The organism is Ruegeria sp. YTSA226 (genome assembly GCF_059609905.1).
The window spans coordinates 37,146-54,871 of the sequence record NZ_JBXWMQ010000018.1 but is presented as its reverse complement, the minus strand read 5'-3'; the positions used below and the strand labels follow the sequence as shown (position 1 = coordinate 54,871).

Sequence of the window (17,726 nt, the reverse complement as noted above, 5' to 3'; positions counted from 1 at the left end):
CAATCTGCAATCGTTTGACTGTAAAACTGGCTGTGCGAGACCCACAAGCATTAGGTTGTCGCCCGGACAAAGTTATCTGGTTGCCGAAGTGGCGGAGACTTGTGTGCTCAGAAACCGAATTGAGCATGTCACTAAGGACGATTTCAATTACCACCTCACGCATGGCGTATCCCCTCACTGCGATGCGCCATGCAGTCATCTAGGGAAGGGGAGGTTCCGATGGTATCCACAAAGTACGTGCTTGTATTGATCGCCTTCGCTTTCACTGTCATTGCCGGTAAGTTGTCTGCCCAATCCATAACGTTGAGCGAAGACGACGGCGATGAATGGCAGTACTCTTTAACGGCTTATGCCTTTGTTCCGCTTGAAACGTCGGGAACTTCGGAAATTGCTGATACCGAAGTCGAGCTGGACTTGGGAATAAGTGAAGTGTTCGAGGTATTGGATTTCACTTTGGCTGGGCGCGGTGAAGCCTGGCGGGGTGATTGGGGAGTGATCGCGGACTTCTATACTGTCAAACTTGGTCCGGGCGGTACACTTCAATCTCCTGGCGGTGGGTCTTTGGACGTTGGCATTGATATCGATCAACATTGGGTCAGTGTGCTGGGAGCCTATCGGTTCTCCCGTGGCACCTATGGACCCAAAAACAGACGCTTTTCCTGGGACGCCAGCGCTGGCATTCGATGGAACAGCATAACACAAAAGGTCAGCGCAGATGCCAATATCGACATCGGACCCAGCGTCGGTGTGCAAAACTCGTTAGGAGGCACCGAAACATGGTTTGAGCCAATCGTTGGGATACGAGGCGCCTATGAGGTTGCCGACAAATGGTCGGTCTTTGGGCGAGCGGAAATTGGCGGTTTCGGAGTCGAAGGGGATAACCTCCAATACACATTGGTACTTGCCGCGGATTGGCAGGTGTCCAGCGCAATTTCGCTTTCGTTTGGATATCAGTATTACAGCATCAATTTCGAAACGGAACGATCTGATGGAGCCTTTGTATACGACATCTCGCAATACGGCCCATATCTGGGACTGACTTACAATTTTTGATGATCATAGAACCGGATTCGATTGGACTGTGACATTAGCCCAACTCACATCGCCGTCGCGAGCAGAATCCAAGAGAGTAGCTGACGTTCAAGGGTGAATGACATTCAGGTCTGGAACTTTCTTTATCGACTATTCCTGATGCTTGGCCTTTTGGCTTCGAGCACACCGCTTGTTTCGGCGGATGTGGTTCTGACAAACGGATCGGAAGTCGCTCCCAATATTGCCATCTTTCACGTTAAGGATAACGGCGTTTTTCTCGATCTAGAAATCGATCTTGATGATGTGTCGAAATTTGCAGACTTGGTGCCCAAGGCTTGGTTGCTCCGCCACATGAGGGATGATTTGGGATCACCGCAAGCTTCTGACCACACTGATCGTAGAGGACTATCAATTGCCAGTGGGAGTGAAGGGAATCTTTCGGCAGAAATCAGAAAGATAGAATACCGAAAGCGCATAGACCGGGCCTCGCCGCTCGCAGGTCAGCGCGATCCATTCTCGGGTCAAATTGTTCCCAGCCCGCCAACAGATCCGCGTGTTTTGTTCGTTGAAGTGTTCTTTCCGTTTCATAACTCAGTTCCCAAGGAGCTGACTATTATGCCTCCATCGCGGGATGGTGAATCCTTGGTGACTATCGGGATGCAGGTTTTTGACCGTGAGGTTCCGGTCACGGATTTCAGCTTTTTGTCAAAGCCGGCAGAGTTAAAGATTCACTGGCCTGATCCGTGGGATAGCCGCTTTTCTGCTGAAAGCCTGAATCGAAAAGCTCAGGACGGGACATCCACCTTTCTTTACATCGAACCTCGTGAAGTTCGGCATGAGACGCTGATCCGCGTGCGCGAACTGGCGCCTTGGATTGGTGAAACTACCGAAGTCGGTCAAACACTTTCGCCACAGCGTAGCGCCTTAATCGTAAACCAGGCGGCGTCCTTCCTGGCTTCTCGTAACCCGGTGACCATTGATGGCAAATCAGTGCAACCGTCAAACGCTACTGCAAAACTCCTGGAGCTGACATCGCAGGGTTTTCAGCTTGTTGAACCTGGAAAGGAAGTGTCCGTGAACAATGCGTTTATCGGAGCTATCCTGTCTTTCTCATCGGCAGACCTTCCCGAACAGGTGACAGTCACATGGGATATGTTTGACGAGGAAATTACCCGCGTCGCGACCATTTCAAACGATATCGCCGGGCCGTTCTTTGGAGCTGTGACACCAGAGGACCATCAGTTTCACTGGCAGAACCACTTGCTCCAATACGAAGAAGCATCTGTCACTCAGATTCCAGTTGAGCAGCAGACACGGCAGAACCCGGCAGTCGCTTTGATCACCGGGATTATCAGCGCTGTCTCACTTGGTTTCTTCCTGCTGCGCAGGGGCAAAGTTGCAAAGCGCGCCAGTTGCGTAGCCATGATTGCCGCTGCTTCGGCAACCGTCGCATTTTCGGGATATTTGCCAGATTTACCTTGGAAGAAGTTCGAGTCCCCTGAGCCGCAGGTTGCGGAAGATATACTGCGCTCGATGGTCGAAAACTTGAACACGGTGACCCTGGAAATATCGCCGGCAGCAAGAAAGGCAGAGCTGGCACACATTGTAACGGCAGCGTCTCTGGGCGACATCGCAACAGAGGTGGAACGTGGCCTCGCGATCCGAACGCCGGGAGGCAGTCTTGCTACAGTTACCGGTATTAGAGACCTGAAATTAGAGCGCATTGACCCGACGCTCAAACCGGGTGGATTTAGCACTCTGGCCAAATGGACAGTGAAAGCCCAAGGCGGTCATTGGGGGCACCCCCACATACGCGCCGTTACGTTTCGGGTTCTGGCCGAGGTCATACCGGATTCCGGGCAATGGAAGCTGGATGGACTAACTGTAATCGAGGCTCGTGATCCAAATGCATAAGTGTCTAAGAACAAAGATCTTCGCTTTCGGCGCTCTAATTGTCAGTTTGCTTTTGTCACTGACGCTATCTGCCTCGGCGCATTTTTTGCTGAATCTCAACGTTCGAATTTCGCACGTTGAGCATAGTGAAGACGTTTTGCGTGTCTATATGCGTACCCCCATGCCCTATCTGGTTGCAGACAAGGTCGGCGAGCAGGACGGTGACGCTCTGCCAGATGCTGCGCCTTTCACGACCAATGCCATGAGCGACGGCCAGTTGGTCCATTTCGTCGACTTGCAGGCTGTCATGAGCGATCCCAACGGGCTGGGGCAATTCGCCGAAGATGGGTTGCACCTGTTGGTCGACAACCACCGCTTTAGAGGAACAGTTGAGGCCGTTCGCTTGCATCGCGTTGGAAATGAGCCCGGATTTGCAACTTTGGCCGAAGCTCAACAGGCCGTGGACACCGAAACGGCCTTAACGTCACCGCTTTTTGTTGGTGACACGATTGTCGATCTCGTCCTGTATTATGACACTGACGGCCCGGTCCAATCATACAGCATTTCTAACGTGCTGGACCCCGGCTTGCCGGATCAGGACCAAACGGCCAACCTCATTCTCGACTACGCGTCGGACACACCGCAGATATTCCGATCTCGGGGCCTGATGACTGAACCATTGCTGATTCAGAAGAAGGGGTATGGAGGATTCCTCAGTTTCGTCTGGGAAGGCATACGACATATCCTCGAAGGGTTGGATCATGTTTTGTTTGTTGTGTGTTTGGTCATTGGAGCGCAGACCCTCAGGGCACTATTGCTGCGTGCAACTGGTTTTACCGTTGGGCATAGCGTGACGCTGTCTCTGGGGTTCTTCGGGTTTGTGCCATCGGGCGCGTGGTTTGTTCCTGCCGTCGAAACTGGGATCGCGCTTTCTATCATATTTGCAGCCGTCGCAGCGTTTATGAGTTCTAAGGACAATGCGCGCTCTGAAGTCGCAATGGTGCTTCTGACAACACTGATTGGCCTCTTGCACGGGCTTGGGTTTAGCTTTGTGTTGCACAAGATTTTGCAAGTCACATCTCCAAACATCTGGCAAAGCCTGCTTGCTTTCAATTTTGGCGTCGAGCTCGGCCAAGTTGCCATTATTCTTGCACTCTGGCCTGCCTTGATAATGTGTCGGCGCGTGAACTCCAGTTTGTGGATGTACCTACGTGTGGGCTTAGCCGTTGGATGTGCGGCTATCGCCTGCTTTTGGACCTTTCAGCGAGTTGCCGAGGTTTATTCCACATTGGCTTAAGGTCATTGCAATGACGCATGAAGTGACGAATGCCTGTGAAAGAACGTGGACTTTCTGTTGTTCCGCAGCATCGGAAAGTATGCGCTCCAAGCCGCCGTGCGGTGGTCGGAGTTGGGCTTTGAATTCGCGACTTGCAAAGTTCGTCATTTGCCTCCGCAACCTGAATGGTTTGCAACTACGGATAATGTCCAGATCCTGCGACGCCGCCAAACGTGCTGCACGTGTTTGGGGCGAAGGTCTGGGTGGTCGGGCGCGCAGAGTTTGTTCAAATAGCATGATCAAGATTTATGAAACTCAGATAACCAGGAGCACAAAATGATATTTATTCTGCTGATCTATTTTGGACTTCTATGGCTCGTTTTTTTCAAGCTGAAGCTGCTACCATGGAACCGGACCAGCAAGGCCATGTCCGCCCTGGTCGGTCTGGGAATTTGCCTGTACGTCATTGCCCAGCTAAACACAACGACGCCTTCGGGTCGGATTGCGGTCATGGGCGTGGTCGTGGAAATTGCACCATCGGTGCGCGGAGAAGTTACAGCGGTTCCAGTGACACCCAACCAGTCTGTGGCAGCCGGAGAAGTGCTATTCCAAATAGATCCAGCTCCGTATCAGGCCGCTGTCGACGAGGCCAAGGCATCTGTGGAAATTGCATCCCTGACTCTGCGGCGGCAGCAAACCGTATTTGACAAAAATCCAGGACTGTCGGTCTCGCAGCAGGATCTGGACGAAAGTCGCGCTGCGCTGGAGGCCGCCGAGGCGCGGCTACAATCCGCACAAATCGACCTCGAAGACACCACCGTGATTGCACCAATGGACGGGATCGTCACAGCCGTAAACCTGTCACCCGGCAATCAGGTCACTTCTTCGGCTGGCGTGATGCCGTTTATCGAAACGGATTCATTGCGTCTGGTCGGTGTGTTCAGCCAGAACGGCTCAATTGCCCTAACGGCGGGGATGCCAGCAGAAATTGCGATGGATGCGGCGCCGGGAAAAATCCTGACCTCCAGAGTTTCTCAAATCTTACCAGGCACATCAGGCGGGCAGATCCCGGTGAGTTCGGATCTACTCTCGGCGGCGTCCATAGGTTCAAGTTCCGAGGTTCTGGTCATACTGGACTGGCCTGAAGACTTGCCCGGCCACGCCGCACAGCTTGGTATGGTTGGCTCGGCTACAGTTTACAGCCCCGAAGCAGGGCCCTTCGAAATCCTTGCAAAAATACTTATCAGGATTCGTGGATTGATTGCTTATCTTTGATATTTGTATTTGGAACGACGCACGATCAAGCAACCGCATCTTTGGTACTGTGATGACGACAAACTGCTTTCCAATTGAGCGCACTCATTGTTTTTTGTGCCGCAGTTGGCCATTATTCTTCACATGTAAACTCGGATGGGGCGACGGAACATGGGCAACGGATATGAGATAGATTTCTCCTCGCAACTCGTTTCCGACCTCTTCCGGCCCCTGCAAATTGGTTTCTCTGAATGTCAGTTTTGGCCCACAAGTCTAAATTGCATAGCTCAGCAATGAATGTCCGCTTTGGGCTGCCTCCAGTCATAGGCACGGGAAGCAGCAAAGGTCGACATGTCTGACTGGAGCCAAGCACAGCGTTATGGCAACCGGGATAAATACGCGTCGCTGATCGATCATGTCTTTGCGGGTCTGTCAGAGTGCTGCCGCGATGATGCGGTGATAGCCGTTAGGACAGATGCACGTCAGTTCACTCTGGAGACAACAGCGTACGCTTTAGACAGGGAATGGCCCGATCACAGGCTTTTTGGCCGCAGGACAAAGGCTGCAAAGCCTACTCAGACGACTTTGTTTGGAGACAAAACTTCGAAGCCGGGTGAGATCGACTTAATTGCTCTGCCAGAAAATCAAAACCCGCCTGATGGATTCATTGATATTGCTGCCTGCGAGACTGACAACTAGCTGGGTGTCGTTGCAATTATTGCCGTGTTTACTTGGGGGCAGAGATACGGGACTGGCCTGTGCTTCTGTAGCGGCATAGACGCGGGTGAACCAACCTTCGTCGCGGCCAACCAGATGCGCTACACATTCGCCCACGCGCGAACACACCGAACCGAGAACTGGTTTGCTTGATTGTGTGAACGTCAGATCGGTCTACACGCCAGTTTCACGCCTTCCGGCCTCATTCGTCTTGTAGCACTGAGCCCGCTTCGGGGCGGAGAAGTACAGACAATACTCGGCGGTGAATACGATCTAGATCGTAATCGGTTAGTTCTAAACCCTCAGTCATTCGCGCTTTAAATGATTGAAAGTCTCCGCGAGTAATCTCGTCACGGTTTTTGTCGTCTCCGGCAAGTTGCTGCGCGAGTTTTTCCTTTCGGAAGTCCAGCAGAAAACGGGAAAATCGAGCGTTCAATTCGGTGTATTGAGGGGACTCTTCGATAGGCGATTTGTTTTTCATCAATTCGGTATCCGATAGCCATGGAACTGCCCGAGTGGTTTTGCTGGACAAGTACAACATTCTGGTCAGCTTTTGCGTGTGACGCGTATGAGACGATTTGGTTCCATGGCCACAGTCTTGAGATTTTCCGGTCTTGGTCAATAGCGCGAATGTTATCGATGGTCGCCCAACGCAGTACAATCTCAAAACTCTAAAGGAATCTTTTTTATTTATTTCAAAGCCTTAAGAATCTGTGGGCATTAAAGACCGTTCAAATGGGCGCAAAAATCGACCCTATGGGCTATTTATGCCCCCCCGCACACAAACCCACTACTTCAGATCACCCGCATTTAGAGTGACCGCAGCTACGGCAGGTCATGCATCCTTCGATCATCACCATGTCGAACTGACCGCAGGACGGGCAGGCTTTGCCGCGGGGGCCGTCGAGGTTGACCACTTGCGCCTGAGGGTCGGATTTCAGCCCCATCCCTTCGCCCTCAAGGAAGCCTATATTGATCAGGTGCTGCTCGATCACTCCGCCAATCGCGGCCAGGATCGAGGGGATGTATTTGCCTTTCACCCAGGCCCCGCCACGCGGGTCGAACACCGCCTTGAGTTCCTCGACCACAAAGGACACATCGCCGCCCCGACGGAACACGGCCGAGATCATGCGGGTCAGCGCAAGCGTCCATGCATAATGCTCCATGTTCTTGGAGTTGATGAATACCTCGAACGGACGACGGCGGCCGCCAATGACAATGTCATTTATGGTCAGGTAAATCGCATGCTCGCTGTCGGGCCATTTCAACTTATATGTTGACCCCTCTAGCGATTGTGGGCGGTCCAGCGGTTCGGACATATAGATGACATCACCGCCATCAACCTCGTGCGGCGCATCCGCACTTTCTCCAGGAGCTTTGTCGGCACTCTCTGATACGGTCAGAACCGACCCCGTCACATCGTTGGGGCGATAGGTCGTGCACCCTTTGCAGCCCTGATCCCAGGCCTGCATGTAGACATCTTTGAAAGCGTCAAAGCTGATATCCTCGGGGCAGTTGATCGTCTTGGAAATCGAGCTGTCGATCCATTTCTGTGCCGCCGCCTGCATCTTGACATGATCAGACGGAGGCAGCGTCTGCGCGTTGACGAAATAGTCGGGCAGGTCCTTATCACCAAACTTGTCGCGCCACATCTGAACGGCGTAATCCACGACTTCTTCTTCGGTGCGTGAGCCATCTTTTTGCAGGACCTTGCGCGTATACGCATAGGCAAAGACCGGCTCGATCCCCGAAGAGACGTTGCCCGCGTACAGGGAAATCGTCCCCGTCGGGGCAATCGACGTCAGCAGCGCGTTGCGGATGCCGTGTTCGCGGATCGCATCGCGTACGTCGTCATCCATCTGCAGCATTGTGCCGCTGGCCAGGTACTTCTCGGCTTCGAACAAGGGAAACGCCCCCTTTTCCTTTGCCAAATCGACCGACGCCAGATACGCGGCGCGGGCGATTGCGTGCAACCAGCGCTCGGTCTGACGCGCCGCCTCGTCAGAGCCATAGCGTAGACCCAGCATCAACAGTGCATCGGCCAGCCCGGTGACACCCAAACCAATGCGGCGTTTATCTTGCGCCTCGGCCTCTTGTTCGGCCAGCGGGAATTTCGAGGCGTCGACCACATTGTCCATCATGCGAACGGCGGTGGCGACCAGCTCTTGCAGCGCGGCCTCATCGAGATGTGCGGCATCCTCGAACGGTCCGGTCACCAGACGCGCCAGGTTGATCGAGCCCAACAGACAGGCGCCATACGGCGGCAGGGGCTGTTCACCGCAGGGGTTCGTCGCCGCGATGGTCTCGACATAGCTGAGGTTGTTGGCCGCATTGATCCGATCGATGAAGATCACACCTGGCTCGGCATAGTCGTAAGTGGCCTGCATGATCTTGTTCCATAGATCGCGGGCCTGGATGGTGTGATAGACCTTGCCATCAAACACCAGTTCCCACGGGCCATCGGCCTTGACTGCCTCCATGAACGGATCTGTCACCAGAACCGACATGTTGAACATGCGCAGACGGGCCGGGTCGGATTTGGCGGTGATGAACTGTTCGATATCGGGATGATCGCAGCGCATGGTCGCCATCATCGCCCCGCGGCGCGACCCCGCAGACATGATCGTGCGGCACATCGCGTCCCACACATCCATAAAGCTCAGCGGCCCCGAGGCGTCCGCCGCCACCCCGTGTACATCCGCGCCACGCGGACGAATGGTTGAGAAATCATAGCCGATCCCCCCACCCTGCTGCATGGTCAGGGCGGCCTCTTTCAACATATCGAAAATACCGCCCATGCTGTCTGGTATGGTTCCCATGACAAAACAGTTGAACAGGGTCACCCGGCGTGCAGTGCCCGCACCGGCGGTGATGCGTCCGGCGGGCAGATATTTGAAATCCTCCAACGCCTCAAAGAACTTGTCTTCCCAATGAGCAGGGTCCTGTTCCACGCGGGCCAGATCGCGAGCGATACGGCGCCAGCTGTCTTCAACCGTTTGGTCGATGGGTGTTCCATCCGCCTGTTTAAAGCGGTATTTCATGTCCCAGATCTGCTCGGCGATGGGGGCGGCAAAGCGGCTCATTGGTGATTCCCTGTCTTGAAAGAGGTATCCAGATTAGCCCAATTCGCACCTTCACCACAACACCTTGATGAAGCGGTGCAGAAGGCTACAATATAAAGGTAGCCTTGGGACGACTCTGTGGGAAAGCTGTGGATAAGTACGTAAACCTCATAAAACTGTCCGTCGGATCAGAAAGCGTCGACACGCTGATCGCATGGCAGGAGAGTCGCATGCCTCTTTACGAGGACGGATTGCCGCGCCACGTGACACGCATGTGGCCCAAACGCGAGGCAGAGATTCTGAATGGCGGATCAATCTATTGGGTGATCAAAGGCGTTGTGCAATGCCGTCAGCGCATCCTACGAATGGACGAAGTGATCGGGGATGACGGCATTCGCCGCTGCGCCATTATTCTGGATCCTGAGGTTCATCGCACCCAGAACGCCCTGAAGCGCCCCTTTCAGGGGTGGCGTTATCTCAAGCCCGAGGACACCCCCGCCGATCTGCCAAAAACCCGCGCGCAGGACGATGCCCTGCCCGATGATCTAAACCGCGCGCTGGCGGATATCGGCGTGCTGTAATCAGGCCAGACGGTCGAGCACCTCAGTCAGAACATCCTTGTCTTCGTCCGTATACTTGGCCACCCGGCTGCGCCATAGGGTTGCTTGCGATTGCAGGATCAGCCCGTCTGTCAGAATTTTCAGGTGGTTGGCGCGCAGGGTTTCCCCCGTTGACGTGATATCGGCAATCGCTTCGGCGGTTTCATTCATTACCGTGCCTTCGGTCGCCCCCTGGCTGTCGACCAGCGTATAATCGGCCACGCCCGCATCTGTCAGAAATTCACGCACCAACCGGTGGTATTTGGTGGCAATCCGCAGGCGGTGGCCGTGGGTCTTGCGAAAAGCCGCCGCCGCCGCGTCAAGGTCATCAAGCGTGTCCACGTCGACCCAGCAGGCTGGCGTAGCGATGATCAGATCGGCCTTGCCGAACCCAAGCGGAGATACTTCTTCGACCTGCTGTTCCCAGCGCGGCAGCTTTTCATGCACCAGATCAATTCCGGTGACGCCAAGATGAATGCGACCAGCGGCCAGTTCACGCGGAATTTCCCCCGCCGATAACAGGATCAGCGAGACACCCTCGATCCCTTCCACCTTACCGGCATATTCGCGGTCCGATCCGCTGCGAGACAGGGTGATGCCGCGCTTTTCGAACCACGAAAAGGTCTTTTCCATCAACCGGCCCTTTGAAGGCACGCCCAGTTTCAGGCTCATTGCGCCTCCTCCTCAATCTCCAGCATCAGGTCCGGGCGCAGCACGCCGCCAACTGCGGGGATTTCTGCCCCTTTGCCCAAGTGGCGGGTCAGTGCATCATAGCGCCCCCCAGTGGCAATGGGCGGCAAATCCGGCCGGCCCTCGGCGTAGAAACCAAAGACAAACCCGTCATAATACTCCATCGAGGTCCGGCCATAAGAAGCTTCGAAATCCAACCTGTCCACATCCACGCCGCGCGCTTGCAAGGCCGCGATCCGCGCCTCAAGCCGGTCCAGTGCCGGGGTGATCTGCGGCAAGTCCACCGCCACGTCGCGCAGCTGTTCAAGCGCAAAGGGCATGGTTTCGCGGACGTTCAGCAGGGTTTCCAACCCGGCCAGTTCGTTGTCGGAAATCGGTGGGGTATCACGATCCTCACGCAGGGCTTCGATCCGTGCCTGAATTTCAGAGGCGCGGCGCTTGCCGATCATAGGCGCGTCGGTTGCCAAAGGGTCAGCAGCCTCGAGTAAGGTCTTGCGTCCTTCAGGCCCCGGCTTGCGCCCAGCGAAACGGTCCAGCAAGACGCGAAAACGGCGGGGCCGCCACAGATGGCGCATCAGGGCCGCCTTGCGCCGGTCGGAAGTCCTCAGCCCCTGGACAGCAGCGGTCAGAATACCGATATCCCCGGTTGCCGCCCGCAGGGGCAACCCACGCAGTTGCAGCGCAAACAGCGAAAACACCTCGGCATCGGCACTGGCCGGATCGGTGCGATCAAACACCTCATACCCGACCTGGATATATTCATTCGCGCGATCCGGATCGTGTTCCTGCCGCCGAAACACCTCACCCGAATAGGTATAGCGCGCCGGTTCGGCACCGTCGGACATGTGCATTTGCACCACCGGCAGCGTAAAATCCGGGCGCAGCATTTGTTCACCATGCAACGCATCCGAGGTCACGTAAGCACGGGCACGAATGTCTTCCCCATAGAGGTCCAGCAACGTTTCAGCCGGTTGCAACAGAGGCGGATCAACAACCCGGGCACCTGCGGTCTCAAAACGCACCCGCATCATCGCGGCGCGCGTCTGTATCTGAGTACGGTTGGCCATGGCTCAGTCCTGATTGTCCAGAATTTCGCGCACCTTGGCAACCAGATCACCGCGCGGAACCTCGAACTGGCTTGGGCGTTCTTTCCATTCCTCAAGCGTGGCGCTTTCGGCGATCTTTGCACCAAGGATCAGGTCCTTGATCTGCACGATCCCATTCGCCTTTTCGTCGCCACCTTCGATGACCGCAATGGGTGAGTTCCGCTTGTCCGCATATTTCAGCTGATTGCCAAAGTTCTTGGGGTTGCCCAGATACACCTCGGCCCGGATACCTGCATTGCGCAGCTCGGCCACCATGGCCTGATAATCCGCCATGCGGTCGCGATCCATCACGGTGATAACCACCGGCCCCTTGGCCTGTGCGCTGATCCGTCCCTTTTCGCGCAGGGCGGCCAAAAGACGGTCAACCCCGATCGAGACGCCGGTCGCGGGCACTTCCTGTCCAGTGAAACGCTTGACCAGATCGTCATAGCGCCCGCCGCCTGCGACAGAGCCGAACTGCCGCTTGCGGCCTTTCTCGTCAAAGATATCAAAGGTCAACTCGGCCTCATAGACCGGACCGGTGTAATAGCCCAACCCACGCACGACCGATGGGTCAATCTCGATCCGATCCGCCCCATAGCCGCCGGCTTCCAGCAAGGTCCCGATCTGTTCCAGTTCGCCAATGCCATCCGCACCGATTTGGCTGTCACCCACGGCGGCACGCAGATTGGCCAGCGTTCCTGCGGTATCTGCAGCTTTAGAGGTCAGGAAGGCGATGACCGGTTCTGCCTGATCATCGCTTAGACCCACGCCGTCGATGAAGGCACCTGACGCGTCCAGACGACCCTTGGTCAGCAATTCGCGCACGCCTGCTTCGCCCACCTTATCGAACTTGTCGATGGTGCGCAGCACGCTGTCACGGGCGGCGGCGTCTTCGCCCAGACCCATCGCCTCGAGCACGCCGTTCAGTACCTTGCGATTATTCACCCGCACCAGATAGTCACCGCGCGGGATGCCCACGGTTTCCAGCGTATCCGACAACATGGCGCAAATCTCGGCATCCGCCGCCATTGATGCGGTACCCACCGTATCCGCATCACATTGATAAAACTGGCGATACCGCCCTGGACCTGGCTTTTCGTTGCGCCAGACCGGACCCATCGCATAGCGGCGATAGGGCGTGGGCAGATCATTGCGGTGCTGCGCATAGACACGGGCCAAAGGCGCGGTCAGGTCATAGCGCAGGGCCATCCAATCGCCCTTTTCGTTCTCATCGAATTCCTGCCAGGCAAAGACGCCTTCGTTCGGGCGGTCGACGTCGGGCAGGAACTTGCCCAGCGCTTCGACCGTTTCGACCGCGCTGCTCTCCAAAGCATCAAAGCCATAGTGATGATAGACACCCGCGATAGTCCGCAGCATCTCGGTGCGCTGCGTGACTTCCTCGCCAAAATAGTCGCGAAACCCCTTCGGCGTTACGGCCTTGGGGCGGGGCTGTTTCTTGGGCTTGGCCATTTGGGGCGTCCTTGGGCGTTAAGTGTTCCGCGCGCGGTCTATCCCATGGCCCGTTTCGGGGCAAGGCGCGCTTTCGCTGGCCTTGCACAGCCGGTGCCGTTATGACCGGCGCGAGACAGGAGTTTCCAATGCAACATCTGGAAGAGCAAATCGCCCATCTGACCCGCACGGTCGAAGATCTGAACACAATCGTCACGCGGCAGCAGGATGAGATCGACACCCTGACCCGCCGGGTTGAGGTGCTGATGCGCCGCGAAGGTGAACGGGCACAAGAAGGATCAGGCGGCATCATCCTCGGAGACGAACGCCCGCCGCATTATTGAGCGATTACAAGCCGAGCGTCGTTTTCACCGCATTGTCGACAACCCCGCCCAACAGGCATGCTGGTCCTCGGCGCAGCCTTCTCTCAATGCGGCGATAAAGGTCTCACGCAGTTTCGCTTTGTCCTCGTCCGTGCTTGCGTGATCATTGATATCAATCTGGCGGTTATAGATCGACAGTGCTGTCATCTTCTCGACAACCGCAAAGATATAGGTCTCATCACCGTCCGCCTCTTCAACCACCGTTGCACAGGTATGATACATGACGGGCAATGCGTCCCGAACCATTTGTTCAGCAGCTTCGTCGGCGATGGCCATGCCCGGAACGATCATGCACAGGCTTGCGAGAGCGGTTTTCATTTGGGTCAAACGCATCGCAGTCATTTCCAGTTATGTCCAATAAAGGCCCCGGCCACGCCGCCGATTGCCGCGCCCTTGCCATCACCAATCAAAGCGCCGACGCCCGCCCCGATCAACGCGCCTTCGATGGTGTTCTTTTTCTTCTTGTCGTCCGCCACCGCCGACCCGGCGGTGACCAAGGCCATCGACGCGGCCAATATCAATGTTCGAAAACCGAAATGTGGGATCGTCATATGGTTGCCCTCCTGTGGCATCACCAGAAAATCTCTTTCAGTCCTCAGCCTACCCGGCGGGCGAATGTCAGGCAACTTTTCCGGGGCGGTCAGATTTCCTCGACCGACATCACGCCGTCCAGCGACTTGATCGCCCCTTTGATCTGCGGGTTGATCGGGAATTCCTGGCCAAGGTCCATCTCGACATCTCCCGGCAGGCCAGGATCAAGCAGGCACAGATGGATAGGCCCTTTCGCAGCCCCCTTGGCTGCGCCAGCGGCATCTTCCAGAACTTTGGCAACTGTGGGCAGAACCTGCGACTGATCAACAAAAATGCGCAGCCCGGTCGCCCCTGCCTCGGCCACGACCGCATCTACCGGCCCGACGGACCGGCCTAGAAGTTTGAGTTGATCGGCCTCCATCGTTGCTTCGGCGGTCAGCACCACCTGTGCACCGGTTTCCAGAAACTCACGGGATTTCTCCAGCGTTTCGGAAAACAGTGTGACCTCATAGGCACCTGTAGGGTCAGAAAGTTGGGCAAAGGCAAACCGGTTTCCGCGCGCAGATTTCCGTTCCTGCCGCCCAGCCACTACACCGGCCATCTTGGCGATCAGAGGACCCGAGCGTGCCTTTTCCATCACCTCATCCAGTGTCAGTACCTGCTTGCGTTTTAGGGCAGGCATATAATCATCCAGCGGGTGGCCGGACAGGTAAAATCCGATGGCCTTGAACTCTTCGCTCAAACGCTCGGCAGGCAACCAGTCCGGCGTCGGCGAAAGGCGTGGCTCGGGCAGGTCGTCGCCCGCCTCGCCGAACAGCGATACCTGGTTCGAGTTCTTCTGATCGTGGATCGCAGCTGAATATTGCACCAGCGGATCAAGGCTTTCGAAGACGCGGCGGCGGTTCTTGTCGAGTTCATCAAACGCGCCAGCACGCGCCAGCATTTCCAAGGGCCGCTTGCCGACCTTCTTCAGATCGACGCGGCGGGCAACGTCGAAGAGGTTGACGAACGGTTTGCCTGCACGTCCTTCTACTACCAAATTCATCGCCTCAACGCCGACGTTTTTCAACGCGCCCAGCGCGTAAACCAGATGCTGATCCACCACGTCAAACGTGGATTGCGAGCGGTTCACGCAGGGCGGTATGTAAGGCAGTTCCAACCCTTTGCGGACTTCCTCGAAGTAAACCGCCAGCTTGTCAGTCAGATGGATATCGCAGTTCATGACCCCGGCCATGAACTCGACCGGGTGGTTCGCCTTCAACCAGCCGGTCTGATAGCTGACCACGGCATAGGCGGCAGCGTGGGATTTGTTGAAGCCATAGTTGGCGAATTTATCCAACAGGTTCCAGACCTCGGTCGCCTTAGCCTCGTCCACGTCATTCTCAGCAGCGCCTTTGAGGAACTTAGGCCGCTCGGCATCCATCGCCTCCTGAATTTTCTTACCCATCGCGCGGCGCAGCAAATCCGCTCCGCCAAGGCTATAGCCCGCCATTTCCTGAGCGATCTGCATAACCTGTTCCTGGTAGACGATAATGCCTTGGGTTTCGTCCAGGATATGGTCGATGGAAGGGTGCAGCGTGTCCCGTTCGCTCAGCTTGTTCTTGACCTCGCAGAACTTGGGGATGTTCTCCATCGGGCCCGGACGGTATAGCGCGACGAGGGCGATGATATCCTCGATACAATCCGGTTTCATCCGCTTGAGCGCATCCATCATGCCCGAGGATTCCACCTGGAACACCGCTACGGTCTTGGCCGCTGAGTAGAGTTTGTAAGTCGCTTCATCATCCAGCGGGATGGCGTTAATCTGGTTCGCCGCCCCCTCGGCGGCTTCGTACAGCTCGGTTCCGTCAGCAGCGATGTGCAGGTCGCGCCCGGATTTGAAGATCAGATCCATCGCATTCTGGATCACGGTCAGTGTCTTCAGACCCAGAAAGTCGAATTTAACCAGCCCGGCCTGTTCTACCCATTTCATGTTGAACTGGGTCGCAGGCATGTCGGAACGCGGATCCTGATACAGCGGCACCAGCGCATCCAGCGGACGGTCGCCAATCACCACACCAGCCGCGTGGGTCGACGCGTTTCGCAACAGCCCCTCGACCTGCTGGCCATAAGTCAGCAGACGGTCCACAACCTCCTCGTTACGCGCCTCTTCACGCAGACGCGGTTCGTCTTTAAGCGCCTTTTCAATCGAGACGGGTTTCACCCCTTCGACCGGGATCATCTTGGACAGGCGATCCACCTGCCCGTATGGCATCTGCAAAACCCGCCCGATGTCACGCACGGCGGCCTTCGACAGCAGCGCGCCAAAAGTTATGATCTGCCCAACCTTGTCGCGCCCATATTTCTGCTGCACGTAGCGGATCACCTCTTCGCGGCGGTCCATGCAGAAGTCGATATCGAAGTCAGGCATCGATACCCGTTCAGGGTTCAGGAAACGTTCGAACAGCAGCGAATAACGCAACGGATCAAGGTCGGTGATCGTCAGCGCATAGGCCACCAGCGACCCCGCGCCCGAGCCCCGCCCCGGCCCAACCGGGATGTCCTGATCCTTTGACCATTGGATGAAATCGGCAACGATCAGGAAATAACCGGGAAACCCCATGCCCTCGATGATGTCCAGTTCGAAATCCAGCCGCTTCTGATACTCTTCAGGGGTTACCGCATGCGGGATCACGGCCAGACGTTTCTGCAAACCTTCATTGGCGATGCGGCGCAGCTCGGCCACCTCGTCATCGGCGAATTTCGGCAGGATCGGATCGCGGCGATAGGCCATGAACGCACAGCGCCTGGCGATCTCGACCGTGTTTTCGATTGCTTCGGGCAGATCGGCGAACAGGGTCGCCATTTCCTGCTGCGACTTGAAATAATGCTGTGCGGTCAGACGGCGGCGGCCATCCTGCTGATCGACATAAGCGCCCTCGGCAATACAGATCAACGCATCATGCGCTTCGTACATGTCCGTGGTCGGGAAGTAGACATCGTTGGTAGCCACCAGCGGAAGGTTCTTGGCATAGGCCATTTCAACATGGCCGCGCTCGGTCAGACGTTCGGCCTCGGGCTGACCACCCTCGCCTGGATGGCGCTGTAATTCGACATACAGACGATCCGGGAACATGGTTGCAAGGCGATCCACCAAGACCTCGGCCGCTGGGCGCTGCCCTTGCTGCAACAAGCGACCCACCGGTCCGTCGGGGCCGCCAGACAGGCAGATCAGACCATCCGAGCGCTCTGTCAGTTCATCCAATGTCACCTGCGGCAACTGCCCGCCCTTGTCCACATACAGGCAAGAGCTGAGCTTCATTAGGTTTTCATACCCGACCTCTGACTGCGCCAGCAGCACCAGCGGCGCGGGGGCTTTCGCTTTCTCGCCCGGTTGCGCCTGCAGGTAGGTCAGGTCGACCTGGCACCCCATGATCGGCTGAACACCCGCCCCGCTGGCGGTGACCGAAAACTCCAACGCAGAGAACATGCTGTTGGTGTCCGTGACGGCGACGGCGGGCATCTCAAGCTTTTCACACAGACCAGGCAGCTTTTTCAGCCGCACGGCGCCTTCCAGCAGGGAATATTCGGTGTGAACGCGGAGGTGGATGAATCGTGGAGTGCTGCTCATGCCGCCCACGCTATCGCAGCCAGTGATGGTACAAAAGCCTGAACCTTAGGTTCGGATTGCCAAAAAAACAGGCGCTGATTGTTCGGGAAATCCATAAGGTGCTTCGGACTCTGAGGGTGAAACATGCTACAAAACCTTTTAT

Annotated in this window: 15 protein-coding genes; 7 read left to right on the top strand and 8 right to left on the bottom strand. The window is 56.3% G+C overall.

Features of this window, described 5'->3' with window-relative positions; all coding sequences use genetic code 11:
• Positions 1-219: 219 nt before the first annotated feature.
• The 5 genes from AC2FFF_RS17455 (at position 220) to AC2FFF_RS17435 (ending at position 6,154) form a co-directional block, all read left to right on the top strand.
• Complete coding sequence (locus AC2FFF_RS17455; protein WP_141138528.1) at positions 220-1,053, top strand: hypothetical protein; 834 nt, start codon at positions 220-222, stop codon at positions 1,051-1,053.
• A gap of 93 nt (positions 1,054-1,146) precedes the next feature.
• On the top strand, positions 1,147-2,946 hold the full coding sequence (locus AC2FFF_RS17450) for a hypothetical protein (RefSeq protein WP_496751166.1): 1,800 nt from the start codon (positions 1,147-1,149) through the stop codon (positions 2,944-2,946).
• A gap of 148 nt (positions 2,947-3,094) precedes the next feature.
• Positions 3,095-4,222 (top strand): HupE/UreJ family protein, encoded by a 1,128-nt coding sequence (locus tag AC2FFF_RS17445; protein ID WP_496751164.1) that lies wholly within the window; start codon positions 3,095-3,097, stop codon positions 4,220-4,222.
• Positions 4,223-4,537: 315 nt separating this feature from the next.
• Positions 4,538-5,476 (top strand): efflux RND transporter periplasmic adaptor subunit, encoded by a 939-nt coding sequence (locus AC2FFF_RS17440; RefSeq protein ID WP_496751162.1) that lies wholly within the window; start codon positions 4,538-4,540, stop codon positions 5,474-5,476.
• Between the two features lie 330 nt (positions 5,477-5,806).
• Complete coding sequence (locus AC2FFF_RS17435; RefSeq protein WP_496883013.1) at positions 5,807-6,154, top strand: hypothetical protein; 348 nt, start codon at positions 5,807-5,809, stop codon at positions 6,152-6,154.
• Positions 6,155-6,374: 220 nt separating this feature from the next.
• On the opposite strand, the gene AC2FFF_RS17430 is transcribed toward AC2FFF_RS17435, so the two are convergent.
• Positions 6,375-6,653, bottom strand: a complete 279-nt coding sequence (locus tag AC2FFF_RS17430) for a hypothetical protein (RefSeq protein ID WP_496751159.1) — start codon at positions 6,651-6,653, stop codon at positions 6,375-6,377.
• Positions 6,654-6,972: 319 nt separating this feature from the next.
• Complete coding sequence (locus tag AC2FFF_RS17425; RefSeq protein ID WP_271952531.1) at positions 6,973-9,255, bottom strand: adenosylcobalamin-dependent ribonucleoside-diphosphate reductase; 2,283 nt, start codon at positions 9,253-9,255, stop codon at positions 6,973-6,975.
• A gap of 128 nt (positions 9,256-9,383) precedes the next feature.
• Between AC2FFF_RS17425 and AC2FFF_RS17420 the strand changes: the two genes are divergently transcribed.
• Positions 9,384-9,815: a DUF1489 family protein gene (locus AC2FFF_RS17420; RefSeq protein ID WP_281973647.1), complete on the top strand. Its 432-nt coding sequence runs from the start codon at positions 9,384-9,386 to the stop codon at positions 9,813-9,815.
• Here AC2FFF_RS17420 and hisG read toward each other — a convergent pair whose 3' ends face one another.
• The 3 genes from hisG to hisS are packed head-to-tail and all read right to left on the bottom strand — an operon-like array spanning position 9,816 to position 13,081.
• On the bottom strand, positions 9,816-10,505 hold the full coding sequence (hisG, locus tag AC2FFF_RS17415; RefSeq protein WP_271952535.1) for an ATP phosphoribosyltransferase: 690 nt from the start codon (positions 10,503-10,505) through the stop codon (positions 9,816-9,818).
• A complete protein-coding gene (locus tag AC2FFF_RS17410) occupies positions 10,502-11,590 on the bottom strand; it encodes an ATP phosphoribosyltransferase regulatory subunit (RefSeq protein ID WP_271952537.1) in 1,089 nt (362 codons plus the stop codon). The genes hisG and AC2FFF_RS17410 overlap by 4 nt, the downstream gene beginning before the upstream one ends.
• 3 nt (positions 11,591-11,593) lie before the next feature.
• Positions 11,594-13,081 carry a histidine--tRNA ligase gene (gene hisS / locus AC2FFF_RS17405; RefSeq protein ID WP_281973646.1) on the bottom strand — a complete coding sequence of 496 codons (1,488 nt, stop codon included), beginning with the start codon at positions 13,079-13,081 and terminating at the stop codon, positions 11,594-11,596.
• Between the two features lie 128 nt (positions 13,082-13,209).
• On the opposite strand from hisS, the gene AC2FFF_RS17400 reads away from it, so the two are divergent.
• Positions 13,210-13,404: a SlyX family protein gene (locus AC2FFF_RS17400; protein WP_281973645.1), complete on the top strand. Its 195-nt coding sequence runs from the start codon at positions 13,210-13,212 to the stop codon at positions 13,402-13,404.
• A 24-nt stretch (positions 13,405-13,428) separates the two neighbouring features.
• Here the strand turns inward: AC2FFF_RS17400 and AC2FFF_RS17395 are convergent, their stop codons facing one another.
• From AC2FFF_RS17395 to dnaE, 3 genes are all read right to left on the bottom strand, one after another.
• The gene (locus AC2FFF_RS17395; RefSeq protein ID WP_281973644.1) at positions 13,429-13,761 is read right to left on the bottom strand and encodes a hypothetical protein; all 333 of its coding nucleotides are present in this window, start codon (positions 13,759-13,761) and stop codon (positions 13,429-13,431) included.
• A gap of 20 nt (positions 13,762-13,781) precedes the next feature.
• A complete protein-coding gene (locus AC2FFF_RS17390) occupies positions 13,782-13,994 on the bottom strand; it encodes a YMGG-like glycine zipper-containing protein (RefSeq protein WP_142638901.1) in 213 nt (70 codons plus the stop codon).
• A gap of 89 nt (positions 13,995-14,083) precedes the next feature.
• Positions 14,084-17,584, bottom strand: a complete 3,501-nt coding sequence (dnaE, locus tag AC2FFF_RS17385) for a DNA polymerase III subunit alpha (protein ID WP_281973643.1) — start codon at positions 17,582-17,584, stop codon at positions 14,084-14,086.
• Between the last annotated feature and the right edge of the window lie 142 nt (positions 17,585-17,726).